Here is a 14,579-nt window from a genome sequence, read left to right as displayed (position 1 = left end):
TGTTTTACTGGGGTTTTATACTATATATTTTTTATTCAATGGATTTAATCACTCTGCGTTATCTAAAAAATCTTTAACGCGCTCTGTTAACTTATCAAGGAATGAGCGTCTTTCCTTAACTGGTTTCTCTATAATTTCATCTTCTACTGATGTTTCTTCTACAGTAGCTTGTTCTTCTTCCTGCTCAATCTTCTTTCTTTCTTGACGTTTTAAGCCGTCTAATACTAACCCTACTGCTGTTGCGTATAACGGACTTGTTACATCTTCATCACTATCTCCTGCTAAATGCTCATTTGGATAACCTATTCTGGTATCCATTCCTGTTATATATTCTACTAATTGTTTTAAATGCTTTAATTGGCTACCACCACCTGTTAAAACAATACCTGCTATTAGTTTTTTCTTTTGCTCTTCGTGTCCGTAGTTTTTAATTTCAACATATACTTGTTCTACAATTTCAACAACACGTGCATGAATAATTTTCGAAAGGTTTTTAAGAGTAATTTCTTTTGGCTCTCTACCACGTAAACCTGGTATTGAAACAATTTCATTATCCTTATTTTCTCCTGGCCATGCTGAACCAAATTTTATTTTAAGTAACTCTGCCTGCTTTTCTATAATAGAACAGCCTTCTTTTATATCTTCAGTAATAACATTTCCTCCAAAAGGAATTACTGCTGTATGACGAATAATACCATCTCTAAAAATGGCCAAATCGGTTGTTCCTCCTCCTATGTCAATTAATGCAACACCTGCTTCTTTTTCTTCCTGACTTAAAACAGCATTTGCAGAAGCTAATGGTTCTAAAGTTATTCCTTCAAGGTTTAAACCTGCACTTTGTACACAACGACCTATATTTCTAATAGAAGACACTTGCCCTACTACGACATGAAAATTAGCCTCTAAACGCCCCCCATACATTCCTATAGGTTCTTTTATTTCAGCTTGCCCATCAATTTTATATTCTTGTGGTAATACATGAATAATTTCTTCTCCAGGAAGCATTACTAATTTATGCACTTGATTAATCAACCTATCAATGTCATCATCATCTATAACCGTTTCTGAATTTGATCTCGTTATATAATCGCTATGTTGTAAACTACGAATATGCTGCCCTGCAATACCAACTGTAACACCTTCTATTTTGGTTGCAGCAGCAACTTCAGCTTCTTGTACAGCTTGCTGTATTGACTGAATAGTTTGCGTAATATTATTTACAACACCACGATGCACGCCTAAACTTTTAGACTTACCAATGCCGATAATTTCGAGTTTGCCGTATTCGTTTTTACGACCAATCATAGCCACAATCTTTGTGGTTCCTATGTCTAATCCTACTGCTATATTATGCTCCATGGTTTATGTTTTGGTACATATTACTTGGTTGCCAAATTGTAAATTGACTTTACTATAATTATTAAGCGCTTTCTCTTTTTGTTTTTTTTGATAAAACGCTTTTAAATTATTAATCTTCTTATCTAAAAAATTTACATCACCTAATTCCACTAAAAATTTACATTGTCTCAATTTTAAAGAAATCTTGTTATTGATATCTTGATGAATCTCAATAACATTTTTCTTTAAAAAGCCATCTACTTTAATTTTTATTGCAACTTTATAGACGTTTTTTAAATTATTTTTTTCAACATAACCAGTAACCAGCGGCACTCTTGCAGAATAATTATTTGACAAAGGCATGTAAGAACCTTCATCATCAATATAATACGACGCATTAGTACTAACTCGCGCAATAGGTGTCTTTTGCTCTATTCTAGCATTAAGTAAGCCATTAACAGCAACATACACTTCTGCAGTTTTTATCATTGGATTAGATTTGAGGGCATTCTCTAACTTATTCAAATCTAAAGTTTCTTTAGACACGTTTTTAACTGTCCCGTAATTTTGTATTAACAATTTACTAACAGTTTCATTTGTTATAAAAAGATTGTCTTCACCAATAAATTTCACATTAGGGTTAGCTACTTTTCTATTCATATTTCTGCTTGAAGCAAAAGCAAACAAAAAGACCACTAAACCTAGCAGAACAAACATCTTTATGTAATTCCAATTAACTCGCAATAGTAAATTCTTTTTTAATATGTTTCACTTCCTGACCTATATCTCCAGCTCCAATAGTTAATATAATTTGCGCATCACTTTTATGTATCTGCTTTAACAAATCCTTTTTACTAACTAATTGTTTCTTTTTATTATCAATTTTACTTAACAACCATTCTGATGTAACACCCGCTATTGGCAGTTCTCTTGCAGGATAAATATCTAGCAACATCAATTCATCAAATTGAGATAAGCTCTTTGCAAAATCATCTATAAAATCGCGTGTTCTACTATACAAATGAGGCTGAAAAATAGCCAACACTTTTTTATTTGGATACATTTCTCTCACGGCTTGATGTACCGCGTTAATTTCTTCAGGATGGTGCGCATAATCATCTATAAAAACAAGATTATCTGTTTTAATTTGATAAGTAAATCGTCGTTTTACACCTTTATAAGATGCTAAAGCTTTGGCGAGCTGTTGGTGAGGACAACCATATTCTACAGCCATCGCCAAGGCTATTAATGCATTCGACAAATTATGTCTACCAGGTAGGTTAAATTGTATATTTTCTAGCACTGTTTTTGGTGTTTTAACATCAAAAACATACGCACCCTTTTCTATTTTTATATTTTGAACAGCATAATCTGAATCGTCTTCTATACCGTAAGTTATTCCTTTTAATGGCAATCCGTTTTTAACAAACAACTTCCCATTTGGTTTTATTCTTTCTGAAAATTCTTTAAAAGAATCCGTTAAAGCATCAACTTCACCATAAATATCTAAATGATCGGCATCCATTGAAGTGATACAAGCTAAATCTGGAGATAATGTTAAAAAAGAACGATCGAACTCATCAGCTTCAACTACAGACACATCTGTACCGTTTAATATTAAATTAGAATTATAATTTTCACTAATCCCTCCTAAAAAAGCTGTTAATGGCACGTTGCATTCTTTCATTAAATGACCAAGAATACTAGTTGTTGTTGTTTTACCATGCGTACCCGCTACCGCTAAACAAAATGTGTGTTCGGTAATTAATCCTAAAACTTCAGAACGCTTTAAAACCTGATAACCATTACTCTTAAAATAATTTAATTCAACATGATTTTTAGGAACCGCTGGCGTATATACAACCAGAGTACTTTCAGTATTAAAATAACTAGCGTTTATATTTTCAATAGTATCTTCAAAATGAATATCAATACCTAATGACACTAAACCATCTGTAATTTCTGTCTGCGTTTTATCGTAACCAGCAACCTGCTTATTATTCGCATTAAAATATCGAGCCAAGGCACTCATACCAATGCCGCCAATACCAACAAAAAACACGCTATTTATATTCTCTAAACTCATTTATTTTTTTTCAGAAGTTTTTCAACTTCATCTGCTATTTGTTTTGTTGCATTTACTAATGCTAACTTTTTTATATTCTCTCCTAATTCCTTTTGCTTTTCAGGAGATGCTACTAACTGTGAAAATTTATTTTGAAAATCGGCATCTAAATCTTCTTCCTTAATTATCATGGCTGCATTACTATTCACAATAGACATAGCGTTTTTAGTTTGATGATCTTCCGCAACATTAGGAGACGGCACAAACACTACTGGCTTACCTACAATACAAAGCTCTGAAACCGAACCCGCTCCTGCTCTAGATATTACAATATCGGCAGCTGCGTAAGCCAAATCCATATTATTCAAAAACTCATAAACCTGTACGTTTTTTGTATTATTATAGATTTTATATTGCTGATAATATAATTTACCACATTGCCATATTATTTGGATGTTTTGCATATCTAAAAACTCCAATTCTCTTTCAATCAATTCATTTATACGTCTTGCGCCTAAACTCCCACCCAACACTAAAAGTGTATATTTACCATGCTTTAAGTTGAAAAAATCTTTAGCTTCAACTGTTTTTTCTTCAATATCCAATAAACCTTGTCTCACAGGATTTCCTGTTTTTATAATTTTATCCTTCGGAAAAAATCGTTCTAAACCATCATAGGCTACACATATTTTTTTAGCCTTTCCAGCTAATAGTTTATTTGTAATACCTGGATACGAATTTTGTTCCTGTATTAAACTTGGTATTTTTTTAGAAGCAGCCACATGCAATAATGGTCCGCTTGCAAAACCACCTGTACCAATAACAACATCTGGCTTAAATGCTTTTATAATTTTCCTAGCATTCCACAAACTACTTATCAGTTTAAAAGGAAACATCAAGTTTTTAGCAGTTAGCTTACGTTGAATTCCAGTAATCCACAACCCTTCTATCTCATATCCTGCTTGCGGCACTTTCTCCATCTCCATTCTATCTTGAGCACCAACAAACAAAAATTGTGCTTCTGGAAAACGACTCTTCAATTCATTTGCAATAGCAATTGCAGGATAAATATGCCCCCCTGTTCCTCCTCCTGATAATATGATTTTGTAATGACTCATTATATTGCTTCAGATAAAATTTCTAACGGATTATCTTCATTTATTTCTTGTTCTTTAATCTCTTCTCTTTTTGCACTTACACTTAATATAATCCCTATCGCTAAACAGGTCATCCAAATAGAAGTACCACCACTACTTATTAACGGTAATGTTTGTCCTGTTACAGGAAACAATTCTACTGCAACTGCCATATTTATTAAGGCTTGAAACACTATTGGTAACCCAACACCCAACACTAATAATTTACCAAAAATAGTATCAGCCTTTTGCGATACAATAACAATTCTAAACAACAGCCACATATACAAAAGCATAATAGACAAACCTCCTAGTAAACCATATTCTTCAATAATAATGGCAAAAATAAAATCAGATGACGACTGCGGCAATGCATGTTTTTGAACACTTTTACCTGGTCCTACACCCCATATTTGTCCTGAGGCTATAGCTACTTTTGCCTTTTCTATTTGATAATCGGCTTGTGTATCTTCTTTATTTGAAAAGTTTTTAATCCTATTTTCCCAAGTTGTCACTTTAACATGAAGCGGCCCCGTTGTTAACTTAGCCACCATCACAAAGAAGACTAAAGCTACTAATCCTGTTCCTAAAATAACACCTAAATAACGCACTGGATACCCACCAAGAAAGACCAATATCATTACCATTAAAAACATAATAGCCGCCGTTGAAAAATTTGACGGCAATATTAAACCAAGCACCATAAAAACTGGTAGCCAAAGCGGTATAACAGAAGCTTTAAACGTAACATCTTCGTCTTTTATTTTAGACATATAACGCGCTACATAAACCATTAAAACAACAAATGCCAACGTTGAAGTTTGAAAAGACATCCCCACTATTGGAATTTTAATCCATCTACTAGCACTCGCTCCCCCCATTACTGTTCCTTGCAACATAGTAACAACCAAGAGTACTAAAATCACCGGCATCATCACCAAAGACAAGCCTTTAAAATACTTATATGGAATTTTATGAACCCCATACATAATAGCAAAACCTAAAAACAAATGCATAAAATGTTTTACAAATGAAATAAACGTATTCCCATCATATTTGCTATACGCCAAATCACTTGCAGCACTATATACCGGTAAAAAAGACAATATTGCCAACAACGCCACAATAGCCCAAATTAACCGATCTCCTTTTATATTTTTAAATAATGCCTGCACGCTTTCTTTTTAATTTTATGACTTATAAATTTCTTACTGCATTTTTAAATTGACGTCCTCTATCTTCATAGTTTTCAAACAAATCAAAACTTGCACATGCAGGAGACAGCAATACATTATCACCACTTTCTGCAATTTTATAAGCAATTTTAACTGCCTCACTCATAAATTGGGTTTCAACAACTAAATCAACCATATTACCAAAGGTGCTTATTAGTTTTTCATTATCAACACCTAAACAGATAACAGCCTTTACTTTTTCGTTTACAAACTGAAACAACTCTTGATAATTATTACCTTTATCAACACCTCCTACAATCCAAACCGTAGGCGCATCCATACTTTCTAAAGCATAATAGGTCGCATTAACGTTTGTAGCCTTAGAATCATTTATATACTGCACCTTATTAATTTTAAGCACTTGCTCCAATCGATGTTCTACACCTTGAAAATTCTCCAAACTTTCTCTAATAGTTTGTTTTCTAATTTTCAACAAATGCGATACTGTTGTAGCAGCCATAGCATTTTTAACATTGTGTTTTCCTTCTAAAGTCAAATTTCTTGTCGGCATAATTATCTGGTTGTTGTTTATTGTTATTTTTATATTCTCTTTGTCTAAATACGCACCGTTTTCAATAGTTTTTTCTAATGAAAATGGTAATAATGTAGATTGAACTGGATTCTTATTTAAATGATTTACTATAACCTCATCATCAGCATCATAAATCAAATAATCATCTGATGTTTGATTCATAGCTATTCTAAATTTTGAAGCGATATAATTTTCAAACCGATAATCATATCGATCTAAATGATCGGGAGTAATATTTGTAATGACAGCTATTTTCGGTTTAAAATCGACAATATCATCTAATTGAAAACTGCTTATCTCTAACACGTAATTTTCAAAATCTTCTTCTAAAACCTGTTTTGCAAAACTGTCACCAATATTCCCCGCTAAACCCACATTCAATTCTTGTTTTAAAATATGATGCGTTAGCGTAGCCGTGGTCGTTTTACCGTTACTTCCTGTAATTCCAATAATTGTTGCTTCTGTAAATTTTGCTGCAAATTCAATTTCTGAAACTACTTGTATTCCTTTTTCATGAATTTGTTTTACTAAAGACACTTTATCTGGAATACCAGGACTTTTCATTACGACGTCTGCTTTCAGAATTCTTGCTTCTGTATGCTTCTCATCTTCCCATTCAATCTCATTATGTATAAGAACTTGTTTGTACTTTTCTTTTATTTTTCCCTTATCGGAAACAAAAACCTCATAGCCTTTTTCCTTTCCTAAAAGCGCTGTACCAACACCGCTTTCTCCGCCTCCTAATATGACTAATCTTTGTTTTGTCATTCCGTTATTTTGAGATGCTTCGACTTCGCCCAGCATGACAATTATTATCTTATTTTCAATGTTACTATCGAAAGAATTGCCAGCAATATGCCTACAATCCAAAAACGTGTAACTATTTTACTTTCGTGATATCCTAACTTTTGATAATGGTGATGCAATGGCGACATTTTAAAAATGCGTCGTCCTTCTCCAAACTTTTTCTTGGTATACTTAAACCAACTTACCTGCATAACCACGGATAAATTTTCAGCTAAAAATATACCACATAACACAGGTATTAACCACTCTTTTCTAACAGCAATAGCTATTACAGCTATAATACCACCAATAGTTAAACTCCCTGTATCTCCCATAAACACTTGTGCTGGATACGTATTGTACCATAAAAACCCAATAAGCGCTCCTACGAACGCAGCTATATATATTGTAATTTCTCCAATACTTGGGATATACATAATATTGAGGTATTCTGAAAAATCGACACGACCAGACACAAAAGCAAAAATTCCCAAAGTGAGAACAATTATTGCTGATGTACCTGCGGCAAGGCCATCAATTCCATCAGTAAGATTCGCGCCATTTGACACTGCTGTAATAATAAAAATAGAGGCCAGAATAAAAACCACCCAAGCATATTTAGCCCATTCCGGATTCATCCAAGTAATTAAATCGGCATAATCAAACTCATTATTCTTAACAAAAGGAATTGTTGTTTTAGTTGACTTCACTTCATCTTGAAATAATTTTGAAGGAGAAATATTTGGATTTTCTGCCAAAAGAACTTGTTGCTCATTAATAGGCAATTTTTCTTTCATGGTAACATCTTGATGAAAAAACAAAGTAGCTCCGACAATAATCCCTAAACCCACTTGTCCAGTAACTTTAAATCGACCTTTTAAACCTTCTTTATCATTTTTAAACTTTTTTAAATAATCATCAATAAAACCGATAGCCCCCATCCAAAGGGTTGTAACTATTAAAAGAATAATGTATATATTTTCTAACCTAGATAATAACAGCACAGGAATTAATGTTGCCAAAATGATGATTAAACCACCCATGGTTGGTGTGCCAGCTTTTTCTTTTTGTCCTTCTAAACCTAAATCTCTAATGGTTTCACCCATTTGTTTTTTCTGAAGAAAACGAATAATACGTTTACCATAAATTGTAGATATAAGCAACGACAAAATCATAGCAAAAGCAGCTCTAAAGGTTATAAAACCAAAAAGTGATGCTCCAGGAAATTGGAATTGTTTTTCTAAATATTCAAATAAATAATACAGCATATTATTTTTGTAATTGTTTTAAAAGTTCTTGCACTATTTTATAATCATCAAAATCAAAACGCTCACCATTAATTTCCTGATATGTTTCATGCCCTTTTCCTGCAATCAGAATAATATCATTAGGTTGCGCCATTTGACAAGCTGCTTTTATAGCCTGTTTTCTATCTTCAATGGTTAATGTTTTTTTGAAATTTTGTGGCTCCACTCCTTGCTCCATCTCACTTAAAATAACCTCTGGTTTTTCGCTTCGCGGATTATCACTTGTAAAAATAACCTTAGTACTTAAAGCCGAAGCGATATGCGCCATTTTAGGACGTTTTGTTTTATCTCTATCGCCACCACATCCAACAACCGTTATTAGTTCTTCGTTTTTTGTTCGAATACTATTAATGGTTTCTAACACATTTTTTAAAGCATCAGGTGTATGTGCATAATCAACAATAGCTGTTATTTTTTCGTTTGAAACTATGTATTGAAAACGCCCACTCACACTTTCTAAATCGCTTATTAATCGAAGTACTTCTACTTTTTCAAGTCCTAATAATTCCGCAGTAGCGTAAATAGCTAATACATTATAAGCATTAAAGTTCCCTATCAATCGAGTCCAAACTTCGCTATCGTTAACCTTCAATAACAAACCACCGAATTGATTTTCTAATATCTGCGCTTTATAATCAGCATAACCTTTTAAAGCATAGGTATATTTTTTTGCTTTGGTATTTTGAAGCATTACCAAACCATTTTTATCATCAACATTTACCAATGCAAATGCTTGAGGAGGCAAACAATCAAAAAACACCTTTTTAACATCTCTATATTCTGCAAAAGTTTTATGATAATCTAAATGATCGTGCGATAAATTGGTAAATATCCCACCTTCAAAACGCAAGCCTTCGGTTCTATTTTGATGAATACCGTGTGAACTTACTTCCATGAAACAAAACTCAACCCCTTCATCATTCATTTCCTTTAAATACTCATTTATAGTTAATGAATCTGGCGTTGTATGTGTTGCTTTGTAGGCTTTATTATCAACCATTATTTTAACCGTAGACAGTAAACCTACTTTAAAACCCGCATTTTTAAACAACTGAAATAGCAAACTTGCAACCGTTGTTTTACCATTTGTCCCTGTAACTCCAACAAGTTTTAAATTTTCTGATGGTACGCCATAGAAATTTGATGCCATAATTGCTAGCGCTTTACTAGAATTATCTACCTCAACATACGTAACACCATCTACTATATTTTCTGGTACAACCTCGCAAACAACTGCAATAGCACCGTTATTAATTGCTACATCTATATATTTATGACCATCAACAACACTACCATTTACAGCTACAAAAACATCGCCTTTTTGCACACTTCTAGAATCAAAATACACAGCATTAATTTCAACACTTGTATTTCCTATTACAGCATTTAAGGTAACCTTATATAATATGTCTTTTAATGCTATCATGAAGCTTTTAAAACAATTGTTTGATTATTCTTTAATTTTTGACTTTTACTTACCGACTGCTCTTTTACAACACCATTCCCATTAAGCTTTACTTTTACTTTCACTTCCATATTCTCCAAAAGCGCCAAAGCATCCATTGCAGGCATACCTACTACATTTGGCATAATAGTTTTGTATGTTTTAGATGTTTCGTAGAACTTATCATACTTATTATCAATAAGCCCCAACTTAGCATCTAGGGATTCAATCTCATCAACTACAGGTGTGTCTATAAATATTTTTTGTGCAATTTTTTTAAAAACTGGACCCGACACATCTGCACCATAATACCCAACACTTTTATCCGGCTCATGAATAACGACAATGCAAGAATACTTAGGATTATCTGCTGGAAAATAACCTGCGAAAGACGAGATATAATTCAACTTTTCTTTATTTCGATAATCTTTTTGACAGGTTCCTGTTTTTCCTGCCATTGAGAAGTTTTCAGAATACAACCTATGCCCTGTACCATGTTTTTTCTCCACAACATTTTTAAGTAACTGCTGCACCTTTTTTATGGTTTCTTTAGAGCAAATTTGGTTATTTACAACTTTTATCTCATAAGGCTCTATAACTTTATCAAACTCTTTAACCTCTTTTAAAAATTGAGGTCTCACCATTTTACCATCATTCGCAATAGCATTATAAAATGCAAGTGTTTGCAAAGGCGTAAACGACACACCATAACCATAAGCCATCCACTGCAATGCAATTCCACTCCATCTTCCATTTTTTATTCTCGGATCTGGTATTACAGGACTAGGCTCTCCAATTATAGACACACCAAGCTTTTCATTTAAGTTCATAGCATACAACCTATCTACAAACTTGCTTGGGGTTTTACTATAAGCTTGATCAATTACTTTAACTATACCTGTATTTGAAGACACCTCAAAAGCCTTCGAAATTGATATTTTACCATAGCCACCTCGATGCGAATCCCTTACTTTTTTTCCATAGAATGTTAAAATTCCATTCTCGGTATCAACAACATCACTCGTATCTATTACTTTATCTTCTAAAGCTGCTGTTAGTGCCATTAACTTAAACGTAGATCCAGACTCATGACTTTCCCCTACAGCATAATTCAATCGTTCATAATAAACACCTTTACTATTTCTTCCTAAGTTAGAAATAGCCTTAACCTCTCCGGTTTTAGTTTCCATAACCACAACACAACCATGATCTGCTTTATACTTATCTAATTGTTCTTTAAGCGCATGATGTGCTATATCTTGAATATTAACATCAATAGTTGTATAAACATCATAGCCATCTTTTGGCTCTATTTGATAATCAGTAAGTGGCTTCCACTTTCCTTTTCCTATTTTTTGTTTTAATTGTTTTCCATCAACACCCCTTAAGTATTCAACCCCAAAAGCACCATCAATACCTGGACGCGTAACATTACCTTTGTTATCTATTTTCTCATAACCTATGGTACGCCTAGCAATACTCCCCATTGGGAATTCTCGTTTTGTTTTCTGATTTACAATAAGCCCCCCAGGAATCGCTCCTAATTTTAAAAGCGGAAAATTTCTAAACCTTACGTAATCGGTGTAATTAATATCCTTAGCCAACAATAAATACTGATTTTTATTTGCCCTAGCCTTTCTAATAGCTCTTTCATAATAATTAGAAGACTTACCTGAATAACTAGAGAGAGAATCACACAAAGGCTTTACAAATTCTTCAAACTTACTTGTAGGAGCCACCACCGCATCAATTGCAATATTGTATTTAGGAATAGAAGTTGCCAACAAACTTCCGTCATCGGCATACACATTCCCCCTATTAGCTGGAATAGTTACATTTTTAACATCCCACTTCTCTACCAAGTCGCGATACTTATCACCTTGCAAAAACTGAATACTAAACAATTTAAAAAGCACAGCAATCCCGAAGATGAACATACATCCTGCGATAAAATACAATCGGTTTAATATGCCTCTTTCGTTTACTGCCAAGGTCTTGCTTTAATTTTGAGATTTAACTTTTATCTTTTTAGGCGGCACCACCGAAGACACCAAGCCCTTATCTTTCATTTTATCCACTACTGCAGATTCCATTTTAAGCCGCATTAGTTTTGAGCGACCATCTACAAATGCCGATCGCATTTCTTTAACCTCATTTGTCAACCTAACAATTTCATATACTTTTTTATCTGCACTATGTGAACTCGCAATCATAACAATAGCCAACCCAGAGAGAAACAAAATAAAACGCCAACTCTTAAAAGAATCATCGCTAATTAAAAAAGTACCTTTTAATATGTTATAGATATTTTTTTTCATTACAATTTTTCTGCTACTCTTAGTTTCGCACTTCTTGCTCTGCTATTTATTTTTATTTCTTCTTTACTAGGCACTATTAAACCGTTTACCTTTTTAAGTGGCACTTCAAAATTCCCAAACATATCACGCTCTGGCTCTCCTTCAAACAATCCATTTCTTATAAAACGTTTCACTAATCTATCTTCTAACGAATGATAAGAGATAAAACTTAACCGACCTCCTTTAACTAAAATCTCTGGCGTTTGAAGCAAAAACTCTTTTAAAGCTTCAATCTCTTGATTCACTTCAATTCTAATAGCTTGATATATTTGCGCCAACACTTTGTTTTCATGTCGTGGCGGTAAAAATTTCCTCAATACCGTTTTTAACTGTTCACTCGTTATTATAGAATCTGTTTTTCTATGCTCTACAATTAACCTAGCCATTGCCGGAGCCGCTCTCAACTCCCCATATTGCAAAAACACATCCTTCAATTGTTCTTCCTCATAATCATTAACCACATGATATGCAGATATTTCATTTTCCTGATTCATTCGCATATCTAAATCTGCCTCAAACCGGGTAGAAAACCCACGCTCTGCAACATCAAACTGATGAGACGACACACCAAAATCTGCCAAAACACCATCAACCTGTTTTACACCATAAAACCTTAAAAAACGCTTTATGTATCTAAAATTTTCATTTATTAATGTAAACCGACTGTCATCAATTGCATTCCCAAGCGCATCTAAATCTTGATCAAAAGCAAACAACCTCCCCTTTTCACCAAGTCTTTTTAATATTTCTTTACTATGTCCGCCACCACCAAAAGTAACATCCACGTAAACACCATCTTCTTTAATATTTAAACCGTCAACAGTTTCTGTTAACAATACTGGATTATGATATTCCATAGTCATCATCATCTTGTCCCATTACTTCTTCAGCTAAGTCTGCAAAATCTAAAGACGCATCATCAATAGCTTGCTCGTATAAATCTTTATCCCAAATTTCAATAATATTTATAGCAGAAGCTACCACTATATTTTTTGAAATATTAGCAAAAACCGTCAAATCCTTAGGCACCAATAAACGCCCATTAACATCCACCTCAACTATTTTTGCTCCTGCAGTAAAACGACGAATAAAATCGTTGTTCTTCTTTTTAAACTTATTTAACTTATTCATTTTTTGCATCAACACCTGCCACTCACTCATTGGGTACAACTCTAAGCATTTCTGAAACACCGAACGACGCAACACAAAACCATCTTGCAACACCGAAGCCAACTGCTTTTTTATTGCAGCAGGCATCATTAGTCTGCCTTTGGCATCTACTTTACATTCGTATGTCCCTGTTAATAAGCTCAAAGCGATTGAATAAAGTTTAAATCTTAAAGATTCAAATATATCGAAAATTTTACCACATTTTACCACTTTATACCACTTTGTTAATAAATTTTCGATTAAACGTGTTTTATAACAGGTTTTTCGCAAAAAAAATAGCACCATCACTCACTTTCAACCTATTAGAGAAAAAGATTAAAAAAGAGATGTATTGTTAACATCTTGGTTAAAAACTATTATTTTTGCAGAACAATTAAAATCATTGAAACTATGAATGATTTACCTATATTTGTTTTTAACGCAATGACTAATTAATGGCGCATCGTTTAAAAAAAGAAAAAGATTTCAGTTATATTGAAACTGGTGAAGGCACCCCTATAATTGTATTACACGGTTTAATGGGAGGACTAAGTAATTTTAATGGTGTTTCTGATTTTTTTAGCAAAAAAGGGTATAAAGTTATAATACCAGAACTACCCATATATTCAATGTCTTTACTTAAAACAAACGTAAAAAGTTTCGCCAAGTATTTATTTGATTTTATAGAATTTAAAGGTTTCGATGAAGTTATTTTATTAGGAAACTCACTTGGCGGACACATAGGCTTATATCATACAAAACTATACCCAGAAAAAGTAAAAGCTCTTATAATAACCGGAAGTTCTGGACTTTACGAAAGCGCAATGGGTGGCGGCTATACTAAACGCAGCGACTATGAGGTTATAAAAAAGAAAGCACAAGATGTTTTTTACGACCCTGAGGTTGCTACAAAAGAAATTGTAGATGAAGTATATGAAACCGTAAACGACAGAAACAAACTTATAAAAACCTTAGCGATTGCAAAAAGCGCGATAAGGCACAATATGGCTAAAGACTTACCTAAGATGCATACACCAACCTGTATTATTTGGGGTAAAAATGACAATGTAACACCGCCTGAAGTTGCTGTAGAGTTTAATGAACTTTTACCAGATTCAGATTTATATTGGATTGATAAATGCGGACATGCTGCTATGATGGAGCACCCAGATGAGTTTAACACGATACTTGATACTTGGTTTCAAAAAAGAAACCTTTAAGATTCAATTA

The 14,579-nt window shown here is 33.4% G+C and carries 13 protein-coding genes; 1 reads left to right on the top strand and 12 read right to left on the bottom strand.

Annotation, left to right across the window (positions count from 1 at the left end; genetic code table 11):
• Positions 1–48: 48 nt before the first annotated feature.
• The 12 genes from ftsA to mraZ form a co-directional block, all read right to left on the bottom strand.
• The gene (gene ftsA / locus ACH5TW_RS00595) at positions 49–1,359 is read right to left on the bottom strand and encodes a cell division protein FtsA (RefSeq protein WP_439334531.1); all 1,311 of its coding nucleotides are present in this window, start codon (positions 1,357–1,359) and stop codon (positions 49–51) included.
• Between the two features lie 3 nt (positions 1,360–1,362).
• Entirely contained in the window at positions 1,363–1,998 is a 636-nt protein-coding gene (locus tag ACH5TW_RS00590) for a cell division protein FtsQ/DivIB (protein ID WP_439334530.1), read from the bottom strand.
• Between the two features lie 73 nt (positions 1,999–2,071).
• Positions 2,072–3,424, bottom strand: coding sequence for a UDP-N-acetylmuramate--L-alanine ligase (gene murC / locus ACH5TW_RS00585; protein WP_439334529.1), 1,353 nt, complete (start codon positions 3,422–3,424; stop codon positions 2,072–2,074).
• A complete protein-coding gene (murG, locus tag ACH5TW_RS00580; RefSeq protein ID WP_439334528.1) occupies positions 3,421–4,521 on the bottom strand; it encodes an undecaprenyldiphospho-muramoylpentapeptide beta-N-acetylglucosaminyltransferase in 1,101 nt (366 codons plus the stop codon). The genes murC and murG overlap by 4 nt, the downstream gene beginning before the upstream one ends.
• Entirely contained in the window at positions 4,521–5,714 is a 1,194-nt protein-coding gene (locus tag ACH5TW_RS00575) for an FtsW/RodA/SpoVE family cell cycle protein (protein WP_439334527.1), read from the bottom strand. The genes murG and ACH5TW_RS00575 overlap by 1 nt, the downstream gene beginning before the upstream one ends.
• A 22-nt stretch (positions 5,715–5,736) precedes the next feature.
• Positions 5,737–7,074, bottom strand: coding sequence for a UDP-N-acetylmuramoyl-L-alanine--D-glutamate ligase (gene murD, locus ACH5TW_RS00570; protein WP_439334574.1), 1,338 nt, complete (start codon positions 7,072–7,074; stop codon positions 5,737–5,739).
• Positions 7,075–7,118: 44 nt separating this feature from the next.
• The gene (mraY, locus tag ACH5TW_RS00565; RefSeq protein WP_439334526.1) at positions 7,119–8,360 is read right to left on the bottom strand and encodes a phospho-N-acetylmuramoyl-pentapeptide-transferase; all 1,242 of its coding nucleotides are present in this window, start codon (positions 8,358–8,360) and stop codon (positions 7,119–7,121) included.
• A 1-nt stretch (position 8,361) separates the two neighbouring features.
• Positions 8,362–9,825 carry a UDP-N-acetylmuramoyl-L-alanyl-D-glutamate--2,6-diaminopimelate ligase gene (locus ACH5TW_RS00560; RefSeq protein ID WP_439334525.1) on the bottom strand — a complete coding sequence of 488 codons (1,464 nt, stop codon included), beginning with the start codon at positions 9,823–9,825 and terminating at the stop codon, positions 8,362–8,364.
• Positions 9,822–11,780, bottom strand: coding sequence for a PASTA domain-containing penicillin-binding protein (locus ACH5TW_RS00555; protein ID WP_439334573.1), 1,959 nt, complete (start codon positions 11,778–11,780; stop codon positions 9,822–9,824). Before ACH5TW_RS00555 ends, ACH5TW_RS00560 begins: the two co-directional genes overlap by 4 nt.
• Positions 11,781–11,843: 63 nt before the next feature.
• On the bottom strand, positions 11,844–12,161 hold the full coding sequence (locus ACH5TW_RS00550) for an FtsL-like putative cell division protein (RefSeq protein ID WP_439334524.1): 318 nt from the start codon (positions 12,159–12,161) through the stop codon (positions 11,844–11,846).
• Entirely contained in the window at positions 12,161–13,057 is an 897-nt protein-coding gene (gene rsmH / locus ACH5TW_RS00545) for a 16S rRNA (cytosine(1402)-N(4))-methyltransferase RsmH (RefSeq protein ID WP_439334523.1), read from the bottom strand. The genes ACH5TW_RS00550 and rsmH overlap by 1 nt, the downstream gene beginning before the upstream one ends.
• Positions 13,044–13,514, bottom strand: coding sequence for a division/cell wall cluster transcriptional repressor MraZ (gene mraZ / locus ACH5TW_RS00540; RefSeq protein WP_439334522.1), 471 nt, complete (start codon positions 13,512–13,514; stop codon positions 13,044–13,046). The genes rsmH and mraZ overlap by 14 nt, the downstream gene beginning before the upstream one ends.
• Before the next feature lie 290 nt (positions 13,515–13,804).
• Between mraZ and ACH5TW_RS00535 the strand changes: the two genes are divergently transcribed.
• Positions 13,805–14,569 carry an alpha/beta fold hydrolase gene (locus ACH5TW_RS00535; protein ID WP_439334521.1) on the top strand — a complete coding sequence of 255 codons (765 nt, stop codon included), beginning with the start codon at positions 13,805–13,807 and terminating at the stop codon, positions 14,567–14,569.
• Positions 14,570–14,579: the final 10 nt, after the last annotated feature.

The organism is Thalassobellus sediminis (assembly GCF_044386045.1).
Lineage (GTDB): Bacteria > Bacteroidota > Bacteroidia > Flavobacteriales > Flavobacteriaceae > Thalassobellus > Thalassobellus sediminis.
Note: the sequence above shows the minus strand (reverse complement) of the source record. Positions and strands in the feature narration are given on the sequence as shown.